The following is an 18,145-nucleotide window of genomic DNA, read 5'->3' on the forward strand; positions in this document are numbered from 1 at the left end:
GCTTACTCCTTGATCAGTTGGTAGCCGAGACGGTACACGGTCTGCAGGCAGGAGCGGCCGTCAGCCAGGGTGCCCAGTTTGCGGCGCAGGCTGCTCAAGTGCACGTCGATATTGCGGTCGAAGCGGGCCATGGGCCGGCCCAGGCCCAGTTCGGACAGTTGATTCTTGCTCACGGGCTTGCCGGCATGGCGCACCAGCACTTCCAGCAGGTTGAATTCCGTGCTCGTCAGCTCCAGGTGCGTGCCGGCCCAGGAAACGCGGCGCTGTTCCGGCCACATCGTCAATTGCCCCACGGTCAGCGGCGCCATGCCCGAGTTGTCGTGCGGCGCCGCCTGCGAACGGCGCAGGATGGCGCGGATGCGCGCCGTCAGCTCGCGCGGCGTGCACGGTTTCGTGACGTAATCGTCGGCGCCCAGCTCCAGCCCCACGATGCGGTCCGTGTCGTCGCCGCGCGCCGTCAGCATCAGGATGGGCAGGTTGCTGCCGGCGCGGATGCGGCGCAGGGTTTCCAGGCCATTCATGCGCGGCATCATGACGTCGAGGATGGCGATGGCGTACAGGCCCGTCAGCGCTTCGGCCGCGCCGCTTTCGCCGTCATGCACGGCGCGGGCGTCAAAACCTTCCTGCGTCAGGTATTCCTGGAACATGCCGACCAGTTCCACGTCGTCATCGATTAACAAAACCTTGCTCATGCCTGTGCTTTTTCGGGTGAATATCGCCCGATGATAGCAGTCAACAGGGGCGCTTCAGGGTCCTTTTACCCGCTTTTACATACGTCTGCTTACACTCCCGCCCCTTCCTTTACACGCTTTTACGCGGCCCTAACGTTGCTTTACACGCCAGACGCCGACAATCAGGGCTGATCGCCACGAAAGGAAAGCCCGATGAAACACCTGAGTATTGTCCTGTCCCTGTTGCTGCTGTCCGCCTGCAGCATGCCGCTGGTCGCCCTGGCCCAGCAGGAATTCGCCCCGGACGGCCCGCCGCCGCGCGCCATGCCGGGGCCGCCGCCATTCCTGCACGGCATCGCGCTGAGCGAAGCGCAGCAGGACAAGGTCTTCGCCGCCACCTACGCCCAGGCGCCCTTGCTGCGGGAACAGGAAAAGATCGCCTTCCAGGCCCACGCGCAGCTGCGCGCGCTGGCCGCATCCGATGCCTACGACGATGCCAAGGCCGGCGCGCTGGCCAGTACGGCGGCGCAAGCCCTGGCGGCGATCAGCTTGCAGCAGGCGCGGCTGGAGCAGCAATTGCTGGCCGTGCTGACGCCGGAACAGCGCAAGCAGGCGCGGCAGCGGCGCGACAGCCGCCAGGGTCCGCGCGACCTCCAGCGCTCCGAGTAAGCGGCAGGCGCGAACACAGGGAGAGTCAGCATGCGCATCCATGCCTTGCGTCCGGGCAGCAGCTTGCAGGCGCTCTCGCGCCATGCGACACAGGCGCTGTTCCTGTGCGCCAGCCTGAGCCCCGCCTTGGCGGGCTTGCCCCACTTGATGGAGTATGTATGGAATTACATGATCACGGTCTGGCATCCGACCTCGAAATGATGCGGCAGGCGGCCGAGCGGCGGCAAGTCCTGCGCTGGCTGCTGGCCGGCGCCGCCACCTTGCCTTTGATGAGCTGCGGCGGCGGGTCGGACCCCAGCGGCGCGGCCGCAGGCAGCGGTGCCGCTGCGGGCGCGGCACCCAGCACGGGCGCCTGCACGGTGATTCCCGAGGAAACGGGCGGGCCGTATCCGGCCGACGGCACGAACACGCATGGCGGCAGCATCATCAACGTGCTGAACCAGTCGGGCGTGGTGCGCAGCGATATCCGCGCCAGTTTCAACGGCGCCACGGGCGTGGCGGCGGGCGTGCCGCTCACCATCAAATTGCAGCTGCTCAATGCCAGCGGCGGCTGCGCCAGCCTGGCCGGCTATGCCGTCTACCTGTGGCATTGCGACCGCGAAGGCCTGTATTCGCTGTATTCGAGCGGCGTGACGGCGCAAAATTACCTGCGCGGCGTGCAGGAAACGGATAGCGCCGGCAACCTTTCCTTTACGACCATCTTTCCCGGCTGTTACGCGGGGCGCATGCCGCACGTGCATGTCGAGGTCTATCCCAGCCTGGCCAAGGCGGCCAGCACCGCGAACCGTATCAAGACCTCGCAGTTTACCTTCCCGATGGCAACGTTGAACGAGGCCTATACGGCCAGCGGCTACACGGCCAGCGTGCGCAACCTGGCGCAGATCAGCTATGCCGCCGACAATGTCTTCAGCGACGGCACCAGCCTGCAGATGGCCACCGTGACGGGCAACGCCACGGATGGCTACGTCGTCACCCTGACGATCGCCGTGAACGGTTAAGTTGCCGTCATGAAACCCAGGTCGCGCCGGCTGAAGTTGCCGATGTTCGGGAAGACCTCGGCCAGTTGGCTGTCGGCCACGCCGAACCACTTGGCCAGGGTGGCGCCATACTGGTCGACGGAGGTGGTCGGCAGCAGGGCGCCGGAACCGACGTCCAGCTCATGGCCCACGCCCGTGACGGGGAAGGCGCCATAGATGTCGCGGCCCTTCACGGCGCCGCCCACGACAAAGTGGTGGGCGCCCCAGCCGTGATCCGTGCCGTCGCCGTTGCTGCTGAAGGTGCGGCCGAAGTCCGACGCCGTAAACGTCGTCACCTGGCGCCGCAGGTCGGCGCCCTGCAGGGCCGCCAGGGTCGTGTCGAAGTAGGCGAGCGCATGGGCCAGGCGCGCCATCAGGTCGGCGTGCAGCACTTTTTGCCGGTCATGCGTGTCGAAGCTGCCCAGGGTCACATAAAACACTTGCCGTTTCGCCCCCAGGGGCCGCGTCCGCCGATGATGCGCGCCACCGTCTGTAATTGCACGGCCAGCGGATTGACGCCGGATACGCCCGTGTTCGGATTGACATAGGGCGGGGGATTGGGCACGCCGCCCGCGCCGGCCGCCAGCATGGCGCCGCTGAGGATGCTCTGGCTGGAAATGGCGCGCTGGACCACGGCCACGTGTTCCTGTTCGATCAGATCGCTGCCCGCATCGTTGATGATGGCTTGCAGCGCGCCCGCGCCGCCCGTGCTGCCATACAGGCTGCCGCTCAGGCCGCGGATCGGCACGGCGCCCGACTGGCCCACCTGGAACTGGCGCACCTGGCGCCCGCTGAGGAAGACGGTATTGCCCGCGGCGGAAATGGCCGTGAACATGGCATTCGTATTGCCCGCGCCGGCCACGTCGCCGATGCGTCCGCCCCAGCCCGTGCTGGCCCCTTCCGGCGAACCCGATTGCCACGTCGATTGCTGGTCGTTGTGCGAAAACAGCTTGGGCGGCAAGGCCACGCTGCCGGCCTTGTACTGCGCCAGGGTGGCGGGCTGGATCAGGGTGCCGACATTGGCCACGACGGCGGCGCGGCCATTGTCGAACAGGTTTTTCAGGGGCGCCAGCTGGGGATGCAGGGCGAAGGCGCGGCCCGTTTGCGCAGTGGCGGGCACGATGGGCAAGACGCCGCCCGTCTCGCCCACGCCGGGCAGATGGATGGAGTCGGCGGCGCCCGTGTTGCGCAGGCGCGTGTATTCACTCCATGACGTGGGATCGGTGGCCAGCACCGTGTTGAAGGCGTCGTTGCCGCCTGCCATGAACAGGCACACCATGGCCTTGTAGTCGCCTGCCGATTGCGCGGCGGCATTGCCCATGGCGGCCAGGTTCATGGCGAACGGCGCGGCCGTGGTGCCGGCCAGGCTCAGCATGGAACCGAGGAAGCGGCGGCGGGAAAAGGGGAAGTTTTGCATGTGATCGCTCTTATTTTTGTACCAGGTAGGCCGGCGAGGCCATGGTCAGGAAAATGGCCAGCTTGACGCGGTTGGCCTGGGCCGTGGCGACCTGCGCGGCATTGCTGGCCGTGGCTGCGGGGATGCTGATGCCATTGACGGCCGTCAGGATTTGCCCGCGCAGCCTGGCGGGCATGCTGCCATGCATCAGGAGCAGATCGATGCGGTCGAGCAGGGCGCCCGTGTCGGCGGCCAGTGCCAGTTCGCGCGTGTAGTCGGGCTTGACTTCACGGCCATCGCCGACACCGCTATTGATGGCTTCCTGCATGAAGTTCAGATAGCCGGTCACCGATGGTTCCGCCGTGATTTGCAGTTCCGGCGCCACCAGGCCAGCGCTGGCCAGGGCGGAATTGGGCGGCGTATAGGCGGGGCGGAAAAATTGAACACGGACGGCGAATTCAAGGGGTTCTGGCCCAGACCGCTCAGTGGGTCGTCCAGATAATAGATGCGGTAGCGCCCGCTGGTCGCTTTTGCATCGAAGGCGCGCATCCAGCCGGCCAGGCGCAGCAGTGGCTCACGCAGCTTGCCGGTGCGCAAAGTGGTGCCGCTTGCGGCCAGCGCCTCCGGATCGAGCAGCACGGCGCGGATGACGGCTTGCATGTCGCCGCGCACCCCGCTGCCATTGTTGGCAAACGCGGCGGCCACACGGCCCACGTAGGCTGGGCTGGGATTGCTGCTGACCAGGCGCTGGATCAGCTGGCGGCCAAAGAACGGTCCCGCATTGGGATGGTTGAACAGCGTGTCGAGCGCCAGCTTCAGGTCGGCCTGCCCGCTGCTGGCGCCGGAGATGCTCTGGCCCAGGAAACGCTTGTCGCCGCTGGAATGGAAGGCCGCGTAGTTCTGCATCGGCTTCCAGTCGCGGTCGGGATCGGCCGTACCGCCATAGAAGCGTGTGGCGCTCTGGTCCGGACCGGCCCAGCTCCAACCCGTAAAGACGCGCGCCAGGCCCGCCACGTCGTCGCGCGTGTAGGTGTCGATGGGCTTGCCACCGGACAGTTTCAGGCTGCCATCCGCATTCAGCTGGTACAGGCCGATGCTAAACAGCTGCATCACTTCGCGGGCGAAGTTTTCATCGGGTGTGCGCGTGGCCGATTCCTTCTGGTTGCGCAGGTGGGACAGGTACAGTCCCATCATCGGATGCAGGGCCACGCCTTCCAGCAGGTCGCGGAAGTTGCCAAAAGCATGCTGGCCCAGCATGTCGTAGTAGCTGGCCACGCCACGCAGCTGCGGCTGCACGGACTCGTTTTGCATGGAAATGACGAAGATTTCGGACAGGGCAAAGGCCATCCGCTGGCGCAATTGGTCCTCGCCGCGGATGCCTTGTTGCCAGAACGTTTCATAGAACGTCCTTAAACTGGTGCGTTCCCCGCCGGCAGCCTGCGCCGCCAGCATGGCGTCGATATATTTCCGATGCAAGGTTTGTGGCTTGGAAAACTGTGCGCGGAACCAGGCGTCGCTGTCGCTGGCGGCGAGCGCCTCGATGGCGGCCATGTCCGGTCCGAACGTGGCGCGGCCCAGGAAGCGCGATGCTTGCTGGCGCGTGAAGGTGGTGGCCGCCTGGCCGGCCGGGGGCGTGGTCAGGGGCGGCGGCGCGATGGTGTCGCCGGGCGTGCTGCCGGGAGCTGCCGGATCGCCGGGGGCGGTGGTCGCTGGCGGCACGACCGAGATGTCCGGGCTCTGGGTGGAGCCGGTCTTGCTGTCGCCGCCACCGCCGCAGGCGGAAAGCAGGCTGAACAAAGTGACGGCCAGCAAACGGCGCAAAGTAGAGTCAGTCATTTAGTTTCTTTCAAGCAATCAAATTCTAGCCGCTTAATTGTAGGGCTTAACTACCAAAATCCTGTTTTCAATTAAGTATTTACGTGTTGGCCACGTTTATTTTTGCCGGCCGTTGGCGTGGTGTTGAGATTGTTTTCGAAGCGGTAGCGCGAACTTTATTTTTTAAAAATAGAAAATATTTTTTGCCGTTCGCGGGCATTGTGGCGGATAGGCGACGTAATCATTCCTGCCAATTAAGCTTGTTTGAAAGCTCATCTTGACAACGAAACTCGCTTCGCCGGAAACCATGGTTTTTATCGCATCGGCGAAACGGCGTTCGCCGTCGCGTCCCGTTCTTCTCCCGCGCCCGGCTGGCATGGCCCTTGCGTCAGGGAGGCATGGGCCACCCCGCCCGTCTTTCACCGGAGCTTGCCATGACCAGCCGTCTGCTCGCCTATCGTCCCGAAATGGAATTGCCTGAGGCGCCCGGCATGCTGCCGCTGCAGCAGGAAGATGAGCTGGCCTTGGCGGCGCAATTGCTGGAGTTGCAGGCGCCATCCCAGTTCGATGCCTTCCTGGGGCACCAGCTGGACGCCACCGCGGCGGGCCAGCAGGTGCGCGGCACGCCGCTGGAAGGGCCGTTGCGCCAGTTGCTGGGCAAGGTGGTGGCGCCCCTGCTGCCCTTGCATGGCGGTTCGCCGCAGGCGCTCAAGCGCCGCGCCGCAGGCATCTTCGGCATGGAACTGGAAGGATTGAGCCCGGAAGACAAGGAATTCGAACTGGCGCGCCAGGTCGTGCATCTGATCGACGCCGTCAATACGGCGCTGGCGCAGGATGCCGGCACGGGCGCGCGCGCGCCCAGGGCGCAGGTGGAAACGGCCCTGTTGCAAGTGGCACGTACCGTGGCGCCAGGCTTGCTCAGGCAGGCGGCACAAACGCCAGGACGGGCCGGTGGCCGCTGGCGCCGCGAGGGCGGGCACATCGTCGTGCTCGATTGTTAGCCGGACGGCCAGTTCGTCCGGCACTGTAGTGTCAACCGAGGTGCTAACTTTTAGGAGCTCATCATGCATGACTTAGATCGTACGACCCTGGAATACGGCCAGGAGATGTCCGGCTTTGAAGCGGAACAGTTCGAGTTTGGCCAGGGCGAGTGGAGCGGCGAGGGCGGCGCGAACGCCATGTTTTCCGAAGCCGAGGAGATGGAACTTGCCAATGAACTGCTGTCGGTCAGCAATGAAGCCGAACTGGAACAGTTTCTTGGCAATTTCCTGCGCAAGGCCGCCTCGGTGGCGGGCGGCATCATCAAGTCGCCCGTGGGCCAGGCCGTCGGCGGCGTGCTCAAGGGCGTGGCGAAAAAGCGATTCCCCTGGCCGGCGGCGCCATCGGCGGCTATTTCGGCGGCCCGCTGGGGGCCAAGATCGGCAGCGGCCTGGCCTCGGCGGCTGGCAATGCGCTGGGGCTGGAAGCGGAAGCCTCATCGAACGAAGACCGCGAATTCGAGGGCGCCAAGCAGTTCGTGCGCCTGGCCGCCGACACCGTCAACCGCGCCGCGCAGGCACGCGGCTCGGGCGACCCGCGCGCCATCGCCCAGGCGGCCGCCAGCGCGGCGGCGCGCCAGTTCGCGCCTGGCTTGCTGGGACGCCCCGGCAGCCAGGTCGCCACGCAGAACGGCAGCGGCGCCGCTGCGGGCGGCGCCATGGCGCAGGGTGGCGCGGCAAGGGGCTCGGCGGGCATGCGCCCGTCCAGCGGGCGCTGGGCGCGCCAGGGCCACAAAATCGTCCTGTACGGCGTCTGACATCATGGCCATCGGCGCTTATGCTGCCTGGATGCTGGCGCAGGAGGCGCGCTCGCTGCTGACGCGGCTGGCGCGGCTGGAGCCGTTCGCGCTGATCGAGCCGACGGTGCTGGCGGCCGCCCTGATGCCCAGCGCCCAGTCGGCCATCGAAAGCCAGCTGGTGCAGGGACGGCGCGCATTGCGGCGCATGGTGGCCCAGTTCCAGCGCTGGCTGCGGCGCGAGCACGCCGATGGGGCCAGCATGGCCACCGCCGCCGAGGCGCAGCGCCGCTTCACCTTCCTGCGCCTGAAATTCAATGCCGCGCTGACCCAGTTCGACCTGTTCAACGAGGTCATCACGCAGCGCAGCGAGCACAAGACGGGCGTCTGGCTGGCCGGGCTCGACATCGTTGCCGCCGACGCGCTGGCGCTGCCCGGCAATATGTACCAGGCGCCGCCCGTGATCTGCTACCTGGACCGGGGGCCGGGCGCCGCCATCCGCCGCGCGCGCACGCGCCTGCCGGGCGGCGGCGACAATCCCGTCGCCATCATCCGCCTGCCGCGCGAACGCATGATCGGCAGCAGCATCGCCTCGTCGCTGGTGCACGAGGTGGGCCACCAGGGCGCGGCGCTGCTGGACCTGGTGGCGTCCTTGCGGCCCGTGCTGCAAGCCATGCAGCATGGCGGCAGCGGTCTGGTGCACGTGTGGCAGCTGTGGGAACGGTGGATTTCCGAGATCGTGGCCGATTTCTGGTCCCTGGCGCGGGTCGGCGTGGCCGCCACCCTGGGCCTGATCGGCGTGGTCAGCCTGCCACGCGTGTTTGTCTTCCGCCTCAATATCGACGATCCCCATCCGGTGCCATGGCTGCGGGTGCGCCTGAGCTGCGCCATGGGGCGGGCCTTGTATCCGCATCCGCAATGGGACCGGCTGGAGCAGCTGTGGCTGTCGTACTACCCGCTGACGGGCCTGCCGCCAGCCCGGCAGCGGCTGCTGGAACAGCTGCAGGCCAGCATGGCGGCCCTGGTGGGCTTGCTGGTGCAGCACCGGCCGCCCGCCTTGCGCGGCGGCTCGCTGGTCGAAGCCATGGCCGTGCACACACGCCAGCCGGCCATGCTGGCGCAGCTGTTTCGCAGCTGGACCCTGGCGCCGGCGCAGATGTACCAGGCCGCGCCGACCCTGGTGTTCGCCGTGCTGGGCCAGGCGCGCGCCAGCGGCACCCTGAGTCCGGAAGACGAAAGCGAGCTGCTGGGGCGTTTGCTGACCCATTGGGCCCTGCGCAGCACCCTGGACACGTCGGAACTGTGCGCCGACGTCGTGCGGCATGGCCGCCAGTCCGGCAGGTTGCTGCCGCCCCTGGCATCCCGTTTGATTATCCATTGAGGAGAATGACATGAGCAGCAAGATGAGCAGCAAAAGCAGAGGGGTGGGCCAGGCGGGCCCGAAACACCAGGGCGGCAGCATCGCTGTCACCGTACACGAGCAGGAAAGCGGGGCCATGGTCGTCAATGCCGCCATCAGCCTGTACCGGGGTGCCGAGGCGGATTGCCATCTGTTCAATGCCGCCACCTGGGTGCCCGATCCCGCCATGCTGGTGGGCGTGCGCTGGACGGATGGGCGTGGCAGCACCGTGTTTGCCGACTTGATGACGGGCAGTTACGTGGGGGTGTATGGCAATTTCCCCGCCACGGCGCCCCAGTGCGTGACGGTGCAGGCCGGCTGCAGCGCCGTGCTGTGCTTCAAGCCCCAGCTCAATCCGCAGGTGGCGCTGGCGTTTGAAACGGCCGACTGCCATCCCAGCGACTGTCAGTTCGGCAGGGTGGGCGACCGCGCCATCGCCACCGTCTCGTTTGACGGCGATCAGAGCGCCGACGGGCGCGACCAGGTGCAAGTGCTGGCCGCCGCGCCGTGGGTGCCCATGCGCGGTACGGCGAACGCGTTTTCCACGCCCGTGCGGCGCGTCGGCATGCACCGCTTCATGGGACAGATGATGCTGGCGCAGCGCCCCGAACTGCGCAGCGCCTTGCCCGTGCCGGAAGGGCTGAGCCCGAACGCCATGCTGGCCGTGGACGCGGAATACGAGACGGAAGAGCGCCAGCCGCAGCCCATCACCGGCAACGTGGGCGTATCGCTGACGCGCACGGAAACGGAGCCGACGGAAGACTTGCCGCTGTGGACCTTGATACGCAACAGTACCGAGGCGATGTCGTTTACCAATTATCTGCATTTCATGGACAGTCTGTTTTGCGGCGACCTGGCCAGTGTACGGGGCTTCGAGCAGGAGCGCTTCGTGAAAAAGGCCGACATGTTCCAGCAGCTCAAGCAGCGCCGCGCGCTGCCGTTTTCCGATGCCGATTCCTACCGCGTGCTGAAAGTGGCGACGGAAGCGTTCGTGATGGTCAATTGCGGCGTGCTGAACCAGCCGCTGGCCTTCAATCCGGCCGAGGACAACGCCTACCTGGACCGGCGCGACATACCGCAAGGACGCGACCTGGAAACCGTGCTGCGCAACGATTACCTGGAAAACATCGACGGCTTCCAGACCTTGCCCTACCTGGCCGTGATCCGCCGCAAGCTGCCCGATATCCCCATCAGCATCCCGCGGGGCCAGGAAGGCGAAGTCGACCTGTGCTTTGGCATCATCCAGGAAAAGCTGGCCAATCCTTGCCTGCTGGAACTGATCTGGTCGTACTGGCACGAAGAGGGCATGCTGGTGCAGACCATGAACGCCATCGCGCAGCGCTTCCAGAACCTGCGCGCGCCCGGCAACCATCTCGATCCTTTGTCGAACACGGAAATCGACATGCTGCGTCCGTTGAATAATTTACTGTGGGGATACACGCAGGATGAACAGCATCGGCTGACCGTGATGCGCCGGAACTATGAGTATGACCATCACTACGGTGTGCGCCTGGACGGCAAGGCAGTGCAGCACTTCCGGCCAGCCGACAGCCGCTCCAAATTCCTGGAGGCTTTCCACCACTTGCTGCGCCTGCTGACCTCGTTCTACAAGCAGGATGACGACACCACCGTGAAGGCGGACGCCTTCCCCGTGCTCAATGCATTGAAGGAAATCCACCTGATCCTGTCGCAGGGCGCGCACAACCAGTTCGGCGATTTGCCGTCGACGGCGCGCATCGAGATGCTGATGCAGCAATGGATGCTGGCGCGTCCCGAGTTCCGTGAATTCTTGCCTACGCGCGTGATGGTCGCGTATCCGGAACCGTGGATGGACCGGGTCGACGCCATGAAGAAACTGCAGGGCTGGACGGACACGAGCGTCATGCATTTCCGTAACCTGGCCATCTTCGGCGAGCAATTGCTGCTGTCTGTGCGCTACGGCAACTGGAGCGATATCTATGAACCCACGCAGGCATTCAACTGGGCGCGCTTCTGGCGGCCGCAAGTGCAGGGCTATATCCACGGCTACCGCGCCGCCACCGGGGTCGATTTGTCCGTCGACAGCAGCGACCCGGTGATCGAATCGACGATGCCTTCGGTGTTGCTGCGCCAGCGCCTGAGCCAGCAGCTGCGCAGCGTCTAGGGCGGGGGCGGGGCGCGTGCATGCTCGACTTTACCAGTGCCCTGTACCTGGGCATGCGTCATCCGGCGGCCTCGCTGGCGCCGTGGAGCAGCCTGACCCTGGGCCAGCCGGCCGCGCTGCGGGAGCCGCCGGGCGCGCAAGCGCTGGCCGCGGCCCTGGCTGCGCTGCAAGGCTGCGAGGCCGCCTGCGTGCTGCCGTCGACCTTGCACCTGTTCTGGGACCTGTTCGGCATGCTGGCGGCCGAGCGGCTGGTGATCTTAGTCGATGGCGGCAGCTACGCCATCGCGCGCTGGGGCGCCGAGCGGGCGCAGGCGCTGGGTTTGCCGCTGCGCTTGTTTCCCAGTGGCGAGATGGACGCGCTGCGGCGCCTGGTGGCGGCCTGGGGCAGGCAGGGGTGGCGGCCCCTGATCCTGGCCGATGGCTATGTGCCGGGCCGCGAACAGGCCTTGCCGCTGGCCGGCTATGCGGCCCTGGCGTGCCAGGGCGGCGGTTACCTGCTGCTGGACGACACGCAGGTGCTGGGCGTGGCGGGCGCGCACGGCGGCGGTTCGGCGCGGCTGCACGGCTTGCAGGGCGCTTACGACAAGGCGGGTGGCCACCTGATCGTCGGCGCCTCGCTGGCCAAGGGCTTTGGCGTGCCGCTGGCCGTGCTGGCGGGCAGCGGCGGCCTGTTGCGGCGCTTCGCGGCGCACAGCCAGACGCGGGTGCACGCCAGTCCGCCGTCGGCCGCCGTGCTGGCGGCCGCGCGGCGGGCCATGGCGCTCAATGCGCGCCATGGCGACGCGCTGCGCGCCAGGCTGGGGGACAGGGTGGCGCAATGGAGGAGGGGGATGGCTGCGGCCGGCATCGTCTGCCGGGGCGGCAGCTTTCCCGTGCAGCGCCTGCCCGGGCGCGCCCATTTGCAGCCAGCCTTGCGCGCAGCGGGCGTGCTGGCGCTGGCGCAAGCGGGGGACGGTTGCGGCGCGCTGACTTTTCTGCTGCGGGCCGACCAGACGCCCCGGCAACTGGAGCAGGCGATGGATTTGCTTGAACATCACACGAGGAGGCGATATGAACGAAGCGTTTGAAATGCTGCCCTTTGCGGGGCAGCCAGCAGCGGCCGGCGAGCAGGAGTGGCTGGGGGAGTGGTCGCAGGAATGGTCGCAGGAGTGGTCGCAGGAGTGGCAAGGGGAGGACGAAGCCGAGGCCGAATGGGAGGGCGAACGCCCGCGCCCCGGTGGCGCTCGCGGCGCCATGCGCGGCGGAGGGCTGCGCGCACGGCCGCCCTTGCGCGGACAGCGCCGTCCCGCGCCGCCGCGCTACCAGGCGCCGGGCCGTCGGCCGCCCCGCTATGCGGCCCAGCCCTTGCCCTATCTGCCGCCGCGCTACCGGGGCTGGGGCGGCTATGCGCCCATCTATCCCACGCTTTATCCGGCACCCTATCCCGTGGCGGAACCCGCGTTTGGAGACCAGCAGGAGCCGGAACCTGACCAGGACCAAGGGCAGGACCAAGGGCAGGACGACGGCCAGCAGCAGGGCGAGATCCCGCCCACCCTGGCCGGCACCATGGGCCGGGTGCCGGAAGCGGCCGCCCTGAATTACCTGGCGCTGGGGACGCTGGCCAATGCCCTGCGCGATCCGAATGGCCGGGGGCCGGGCCTGTATGTGATCGAGTTCGATGCGGGCGGGCGGCGCCGCGCCTACAGCGGCCAGACGGACGATCTGCACCGGCGCCTGCTGCAGCACCGGCTGTGCGGCCAGATGATGGGCGTGGACGTGAGCGGGCATCAGGTGTACGTCGCGCCCCTGTCCTCGGCGGCGCAGCGGCGTCGCATCGAGCAGCGCATCCACGACGACATGTTTGCCAACCAGCGCGGCGTGCTGACCAACCAGCGGCGCGAACTGGAACTGGCCGTACTCGGTGAAATGTGGAGCTGAATGTGGGCCTGACGGCCACGCCTTGACCATTGCGAAGGAGAGCATCATGCACCAACTCGAATGCGCATGCGCGCAATGCCGGCAACGGGCCGGCGCCGCGTTTGAAGTGCTGGAATTCGGCCCGGACTGGCCCGGCAAGGGCGCGGCGCCGGCCGTTTTCAGCGAAGAGGAAGAATTGCAACTGGCCATGGAATTGCTGGAAGTGGCCAGCGAGGAGGAGCTGGAGCAGTTTCTCGGCAATGTCTTCAAGAGCGTGTGGAAGGGCGTCAAGAAGGTCGGCTCGACTATCGCCAAGGTGGCCAAGCCCTGGGCGGCGCCTTGAAGGCCGTGGCCAAGACGGCCTTGCCCTTTGTTGGCGGCGCCCTCGGTTCGATGATCCCGATACCGGGCGTGGGCACGGCGCTCGGCTCGGCCCTGGGGCGCGCGGCCAGCAATGCGCTGGAGCTGGAAATGGCAGCCGAGGCGCCGGCCGATCGCGAACTGGAGCTGGCGCGCCGCTTCGTGCGCATCGCGGGGCAGGCGGCGCGCCTGGCGGCCGACGGCGATGGCAGCGCACGCGCCGTGGAAAGCGCGCTGACGCGGGCCCTGCACCAGCAATTGCCGCATTTCCGCTTGCCTGCGCCGCAGCAGGAAGAGGAGAGCGGGCGCTGGCGCCGGCGCGGCAACCGCATCGTCGTCATGGGCGACTGGCAATAGCGCGACTAGATGATCATCGATTGTCATTGCCATGCGGGACCTGGCGACGGCTTGAGCGGGCCGTGGGACAGCGATGCGCCGCTGCACGCCTATCTGCGCCGGGCCCAGGCGGCCGGCATCGCCCGCAGCGCGCTGTTCGCGACCTTCCACTCCGATTACGCCATCGCCAACCACGGCGTGGCGCGCCTGGTCGCCTCCGATCCGCAGCGTTTTTATGGCTTTGCCTTCGTGCATGCGCGGCGCGACCGGGGCCGCATCATGGACCTGGTGCGCACGGCTGTCGAGCGCTATGGTTTTGTCGGCATCAAGGCGCACCGGTTTGACGCGCGCATCAGCGGCGAAGTGTGCGACGCGGCGCGTTTCTTCGGCTTGCCCGTGCTGTACGACCCGGCCGGCGAAGTGGCCGTGGCCGAACTGCTGGCGCAGCAGTATCCTGACGTCAACTTCATCCTGCCCCACCTGGGCAGCTTCGGCGACGACTGGGCGGCCCAGCTGGCGCTGATCGACCATCTGGTACGCCACCGCAACATCCATACGGACAGCTCCGGCGTGCGCCGCTTTGATTTGCTGGAGCAGGCCGTGCGCCGCGCCGGGCCGCACAAGGTCTTGTTCGGCTCGGATGGCCCCTGGCTGCATCCGGGGCTGGAATTGCACAAGATACAGCTGCTGGGACTGCCGCCGCTGGATGCGGCGCTGGTCACGGGCGGCAATTTTTTGCGGCTGGCCGGTCTGGCTTGAGGCAGATCACAGGGCGGCAGGCGTGGCCGGCGGTGCTACGGCAGTAGCGGCTTGCGCCGCGCAGGCGGCCGCCTTGCGGCGTATCTGCAGGGCGCGGTCTGTCACGCCCAGGCGGGCGGCGGCGCGCTGGTTGTTGCCGTGTTCCTCGGCCAGCACCAGGCGGATGGCCACGTCGGTGGCGCAGCGCGTGATGTGCGACAGCTTGCAACCCTGGGCCAGGGCGCGCCGCACGGCCGCTTCGAAATGCTGGTCGGGCCAGCGCGGCGCCAGCAGCCGTTCGTCGGGGGGCAGGGCGCCGATGGTGATGGGGCCGGGGCCGCAATGGCGGTGCCAGATGCGCGTGACGGTCTGGCGCAGTTCGCGCACATTGCCCGGATAGTCGCGCAGCAGCAGGTATTCGCGCACGGCCGCGTCGAGCGCGGGCGGCTGTTGTTGGGCCAGTTCGGCGAGAAAATACCGGGCCAGCGGCAGGATATCGTCCTGGCGCTCGCGCAGGGCGGCGTCCGGCAACGCCAGCCGGCGATGCGGTAATACAGGTCGGCGCGGAAGGCGCCGCGCGCCACTTCGTCTTCCAGTTCGCGGTTGGTGGCGCAGACGAGGCGAAACTGGGTTGGCTGCCAGGTATTGCCGCCCACGCGCTTGTATTTGCGCTCCTGGATGGCGCGCAGCAGCTGTGCCTGCAGCGGCAGCGGCAGTTCGCCCACTTCATCGAGGAAGAGCACGCCGCCGTCCGCCAGGGCAAAAGCGCCGTCGCGCGCGGCCGCCGCGCCCGTAAAGGCGCCCCGTTCATGGCCGAACAGTTCGCTGCCAGCCAGTTCCGGCGACAGGGTGGTGCAGTCGAGGACGATGAAGCCGCCGCTGCAGTTGCCGAGGCGGTGGACCAGTTGCGCCAGTAAATCCTTGCCCGTGCCCGTTTCGCCCGTGATCAGCATCGACGCCTGGCTGAAGGCGGCCATTTCCACCACCTGGTGCAGCAAGGCGGTCCAGGCCGCGCTGTCGCCCACCAGCTGCTGGCGCACGGCGCTGGACGCCAGCAGCTGCGCCACGGCTTGCCAGCGCTGCAGGCGCGCCAGCACCTGGCCCGCATCGACGCTGCCCGCCGGCCACAGCAGGACATCGAGCGCGCCTGCCGCCATCAGCGCGCGCTTTTGCGCGCAACTGGGGGACTGGCCGCAGGCGGCAATGGCCAGCACGCGGGCATGGCCGCACAGCGCCGGCAGTGCTTGCAGCAGCGCGGCATCGGCCTCGGCAAACAGCACGATGCCCGCGCCGTCCGCCTCGCCGTCGTGCCGCCGGGCTATAGTTACCTGAGCCTGCTTCAAGGCCGCCATCAGCAAGGCGCCACTGCCAGCCGCCGCCTGCTGCACGATTTCCAGCCACACCTTGAGCGTCATAGACGGGCCATCCCAGTACGCGAGTGGCCCATCTTAGGAGTCCGATACCCCAGCCGTTTGATCTGGCGCAAGCGTGCGCGGGAGGCGCACAATGAAAAACGCCGCCTGACTCGCATCAGGCAGCGCTATTTTAATGAAGTTCAACGAACGTCACGAGAGTGCCTAGAAACGTTCAGGGCAAGGCGCGTTGCCGAAGACAGTACGAATAGTACGGCGAGGCAATGCAACGCCGCCATGGACGTTTTCTAGGTGCTCTAGTCCTGACGGACGCAGTCGACGAAGTAACCACGCTTGCCATCGACTTCGCGTTTCACGAGACCATGCACATCCGTCTCGAAGCCGGGGAAGCGCTCGTTGAAGTCGCGCGCGAAGCGCAGGTAGTCGACGATGGTCTTGTTGAAGCGCTCGCCCGGGATCAGCAGCGGAATGCCCGGTGGATACGGCGTCAGCAGGATGGACGTGATGCGGCCTTCCAGTTCGTCGATGGCCACGCGCTCGATTTCGCGGTGCGCCATCTTGGCGAACGCGTCCGACGGCTTCATGGCGGGGATCATGTCCGACAGATACATTTCCGTCGTCAGACGCGCCACGTCATAGGCCTTGTAGAAATCGTGGATTTGCTGGCACAGGTCGCGCAAGCCCATTTTTTCGTAGCGCGGGTTGGCCGCCGCGAATTCCGGCAGGATGCGCCACATCGGCTGGTTCTTGTCGTAGTCGTCCTTGAACTGCTGCAAGGCCGTCAGCAAGGTATTCCAGCGGCCTTTGGTGATGCCGATGGTAAACATGATGAAGAACGAGTACAGGCCGCATTTTTCAATGATGACGCCATGCTCGGCCAGGTATTTGGTGACGATGGACGCGGGGATGCCCGTGTCGCCGAACTGGCCGTCCAGCGACAGGCCCGGGTTGACGATGGTCGCCTTGATCGGGTCGAGCATGTTGAAGCCGGCGGCCAGGTCGCCGAAGCCGTGCCAGTCATCCTCGGCGCGTATCATCCAGTCTTCCTGGCGGCCCATGCCTTCGTCATTGAAGCTGGCCGGGCCCCACACCTGGAACCACCAGTCCTGGCCCCATTCCTGGTCGATCTTCTTCATGGCGCGGCGGAAATCGAGCGCTTCCATGATCGATTCTTCCACCAGGGCCGTGCCGCCCGGCGCTTCCATCATGGCCGCGGCCACGTCGCACGAGGCGATGATGGAATACTGGGGCGAAGTCGAGGTGTGCATCAGGTAAGCTTCGTTGAAGGCGTCCTGGTCCAGCTTGACCGTGTCCGATTCGCGCACGAGGATTTGCGAGGCTTGCGACAGGCCGGCCAGCAATTTGTGCGTGGACTGGGTCGAGAAGATCATCGATTCCTTGGCGCGCGGACGGTCCTTGCCGATGGCGTGCATATTCTTGTAGAAATCGTGGAAGGTGGCGTGCGGCAGCCATGCTTCGTCGAAGTGCAGGGTGTCGATCTTGCCGTCCAGCATTTCGCGCAGGGTTTCCACGTTGTAGATCACGCCATCGTAGGTCGACTGCGTGATGGTGAGGATGCGCGGCTTCTTGTTCTTCGCTTCGCGCGCGAACGGGTTCGCTTCGATCTTGCGGGCAATGCTTTCCGGCGTGAATTCATGCAGCGGAATGGGACCGATGATGCCCAGGTGATTGCGGGTCGGCATCAGGAACACGGGAATCGCGCCGCACATGATGATCGAGTGCAAGATCGACTTGTGGCAATTGCGGTCGACGACGACGATGTCGCCCGGTGCCACGGTCGAGTGCCATACCATCTTGTTCGAGGTGGACGTGCCGTTGGTGACAAAATAGCAATGGTCGGCATTGAAGATGCGCGCCGCATTGCGCTCGGACGCGGCGACAGGACCCGTATGGTCGAGCAGCTGGCCCAGTTCCTCGACGGCGTTGCAGACGTCGGCGCGCAGCATGTTTTCACCGAAGAACTGGTGGAACATCTGGCCGATCGGCGACTTCAGGAAAGCCACGCCGCCCGAGTGGCCGGGGCAGTGCCACGAGTAGGAACCGTCGTTGGCGTAGTGCACCAGCGCGCGGAAGAACGGCGGCGACAGGCCGTCCAGGTAGGATTTCGCTTCGCGGATGATGTGGCGCGCGACGAATTCCGGCGTATCTTCGAACATGTGGATGAAACCATGCAGTTCGCGCAGGATGTCGTTGGGGATGTGGCGCGAGGTGCGCGTTTCGCCATACAGATAAATGGGGATGTCGGCGTTCTTGTAGCGGATTTCCTCGACGAAGGCGCGCAGGGACTTGAGCGCGTGGTCCGTTTCCTCGATGGAACCGCCACCGAATTCCTCATCGTCGATCGACAGCACGAAGGCCGATGCACGCGATTGTTGTTGGGCAAATTGCGACAAATCGCCGTAGCTGGTCACGCCCAGCACTTCCATGCCTTCTTTTTCCATTGCGGCGGCAAGGGCGCGAATGCCCAGGCCGGACGTATTTTCAGAACGGAAATCCTCGTCAATGATGACGATGGGGAAACGAAATTTCATGCATGTC

General features: G+C 66.3%; 18 protein-coding genes and 3 pseudogenes. 12 read left to right on the forward strand and 9 right to left on the reverse strand.

The features are described from left to right. Positions 1 to 2: 2 nt before the first annotated feature. Positions 3 to 692: a response regulator transcription factor gene (locus tag ACRHIG_RS15655; RefSeq protein ID WP_475416426.1), complete on the reverse strand. Its 690-nt coding sequence runs from the start codon at positions 690 to 692 to the stop codon at positions 3 to 5. A 192-nt stretch (positions 693 to 884) separates the two neighbouring features. Between ACRHIG_RS15655 and ACRHIG_RS15660 the strand changes: the two genes are divergently transcribed. From ACRHIG_RS15660 to ACRHIG_RS15670, 3 genes are read left to right on the forward strand one after another with little or no spacing between them, the layout of a single operon-like run. Further along, positions 885 to 1,340, forward strand: a complete 456-nt coding sequence (locus tag ACRHIG_RS15660) for a Spy/CpxP family protein refolding chaperone (RefSeq protein ID WP_489627002.1) — start codon at positions 885 to 887, stop codon at positions 1,338 to 1,340. 30 nt (positions 1,341 to 1,370) lie between these two features. After that, complete coding sequence (locus tag ACRHIG_RS15665; RefSeq protein WP_191909705.1) at positions 1,371 to 1,541, forward strand: hypothetical protein; 171 nt, start codon at positions 1,371 to 1,373, stop codon at positions 1,539 to 1,541. Further along, positions 1,499 to 2,338 carry a dioxygenase family protein gene (locus tag ACRHIG_RS15670; protein ID WP_489627003.1) on the forward strand — a complete coding sequence of 280 codons (840 nt, stop codon included), beginning with the start codon at positions 1,499 to 1,501 and terminating at the stop codon, positions 2,336 to 2,338. The genes ACRHIG_RS15665 and ACRHIG_RS15670 overlap by 43 nt, the downstream gene beginning before the upstream one ends. On the opposite strand, the pseudogene ACRHIG_RS15675 reads toward ACRHIG_RS15670, so the two are convergent. The 4 genes and pseudogenes from ACRHIG_RS15675 to ACRHIG_RS15690 form a co-directional block, all read right to left on the reverse strand. Beyond that, positions 2,335 to 3,773, reverse strand: a pseudogene (locus tag ACRHIG_RS15675) (DUF1501 domain-containing protein). The gene ACRHIG_RS15670 and the pseudogene ACRHIG_RS15675 overlap by 4 nt on opposite strands. Positions 3,774 to 3,783: 10 nt before the next feature. Beyond that, positions 3,784 to 4,101, reverse strand: a complete 318-nt coding sequence (locus ACRHIG_RS15680; protein ID WP_489627004.1) for a hypothetical protein — start codon at positions 4,099 to 4,101, stop codon at positions 3,784 to 3,786. Then, positions 4,098 to 5,588 carry a DUF1800 domain-containing protein gene (locus ACRHIG_RS15685; RefSeq protein ID WP_489627005.1) on the reverse strand — a complete coding sequence of 497 codons (1,491 nt, stop codon included), beginning with the start codon at positions 5,586 to 5,588 and terminating at the stop codon, positions 4,098 to 4,100. Before ACRHIG_RS15685 ends, ACRHIG_RS15680 begins: the two co-directional genes overlap by 4 nt. A gap of 162 nt (positions 5,589 to 5,750) precedes the next feature. Beyond that, on the reverse strand, positions 5,751 to 5,945 hold the full coding sequence (locus tag ACRHIG_RS15690) for a hypothetical protein (RefSeq protein WP_489627006.1): 195 nt from the start codon (positions 5,943 to 5,945) through the stop codon (positions 5,751 to 5,753). A 56-nt stretch (positions 5,946 to 6,001) separates the two neighbouring features. Here ACRHIG_RS15690 and ACRHIG_RS15695 point away from each other — a divergent pair, with 56 nt between their 5' ends. The 9 genes from ACRHIG_RS15695 (at position 6,002) to ACRHIG_RS15735 (ending at position 14,234) form a co-directional block, all read left to right on the forward strand. Next, positions 6,002 to 6,568 (forward strand): hypothetical protein, encoded by a 567-nt coding sequence (locus ACRHIG_RS15695; protein ID WP_475416431.1) that lies wholly within the window; start codon positions 6,002 to 6,004, stop codon positions 6,566 to 6,568. Between the two features lie 515 nt (positions 6,569 to 7,083). Then, the gene (locus ACRHIG_RS15700) at positions 7,084 to 7,362 is read left to right on the forward strand and encodes a hypothetical protein (RefSeq protein WP_489627007.1); all 279 of its coding nucleotides are present in this window, start codon (positions 7,084 to 7,086) and stop codon (positions 7,360 to 7,362) included. Between the two features lie 4 nt (positions 7,363 to 7,366). Beyond that, entirely contained in the window at positions 7,367 to 8,722 is a 1,356-nt protein-coding gene (locus tag ACRHIG_RS15705) for a hypothetical protein (protein WP_489627008.1), read from the forward strand. Positions 8,723 to 8,732: 10 nt separating this feature from the next. After that, positions 8,733 to 10,883, forward strand: a complete 2,151-nt coding sequence (locus ACRHIG_RS15710) for a hypothetical protein (RefSeq protein ID WP_489627009.1) — start codon at positions 8,733 to 8,735, stop codon at positions 10,881 to 10,883. A 20-nt stretch (positions 10,884 to 10,903) separates the two neighbouring features. Continuing rightward, the gene (locus tag ACRHIG_RS15715; protein ID WP_489627010.1) at positions 10,904 to 11,950 is read left to right on the forward strand and encodes a PLP-dependent aminotransferase family protein; all 1,047 of its coding nucleotides are present in this window, start codon (positions 10,904 to 10,906) and stop codon (positions 11,948 to 11,950) included. Next, positions 11,934 to 12,800 (forward strand): hypothetical protein, encoded by an 867-nt coding sequence (locus ACRHIG_RS15720; RefSeq protein WP_489627011.1) that lies wholly within the window; start codon positions 11,934 to 11,936, stop codon positions 12,798 to 12,800. The genes ACRHIG_RS15715 and ACRHIG_RS15720 overlap by 17 nt, the downstream gene beginning before the upstream one ends. 46 nt (positions 12,801 to 12,846) lie before the next feature. Beyond that, positions 12,847 to 13,122, forward strand: coding sequence for a hypothetical protein (locus ACRHIG_RS15725; RefSeq protein ID WP_489627012.1), 276 nt, complete (start codon positions 12,847 to 12,849; stop codon positions 13,120 to 13,122). Continuing rightward, the gene (locus tag ACRHIG_RS15730) at positions 13,119 to 13,496 is read left to right on the forward strand and encodes a hypothetical protein (protein ID WP_489627013.1); all 378 of its coding nucleotides are present in this window, start codon (positions 13,119 to 13,121) and stop codon (positions 13,494 to 13,496) included. The genes ACRHIG_RS15725 and ACRHIG_RS15730 overlap by 4 nt, the downstream gene beginning before the upstream one ends. 9 nt (positions 13,497 to 13,505) lie before the next feature. Next, entirely contained in the window at positions 13,506 to 14,234 is a 729-nt protein-coding gene (locus ACRHIG_RS15735; RefSeq protein WP_475416438.1) for an amidohydrolase family protein, read from the forward strand. A 6-nt stretch (positions 14,235 to 14,240) separates the two neighbouring features. Here ACRHIG_RS15735 and ACRHIG_RS15740 read toward each other — a convergent pair whose 3' ends face one another. The 4 genes and pseudogenes from ACRHIG_RS15740 to ACRHIG_RS15755 form a co-directional block, all read right to left on the reverse strand. Continuing rightward, positions 14,241 to 14,405, reverse strand: coding sequence for a hypothetical protein (locus tag ACRHIG_RS15740; RefSeq protein WP_489630910.1), 165 nt, complete (start codon positions 14,403 to 14,405; stop codon positions 14,241 to 14,243). Between the two features lie 171 nt (positions 14,406 to 14,576). Beyond that, a pseudogene (locus ACRHIG_RS15745) lies at positions 14,577 to 14,744 on the reverse strand (AAA-type ATPase lid domain-containing protein); the annotation flags it as partial. A 44-nt stretch (positions 14,745 to 14,788) separates the two neighbouring features. Next, positions 14,789 to 15,628, reverse strand: a pseudogene (locus tag ACRHIG_RS15750) (sigma 54-interacting transcriptional regulator); the annotation flags it as partial. A 254-nt stretch (positions 15,629 to 15,882) separates the two neighbouring features. Beyond that, positions 15,883 to 18,138, reverse strand: coding sequence for an Orn/Lys/Arg family decarboxylase (locus tag ACRHIG_RS15755; RefSeq protein WP_475416440.1), 2,256 nt, complete (start codon positions 18,136 to 18,138; stop codon positions 15,883 to 15,885). Positions 18,139 to 18,145 lie beyond the last annotated feature (7 nt).

The sequence above is a fragment of the Janthinobacterium sp. C22 genome (assembly GCF_057919405.1).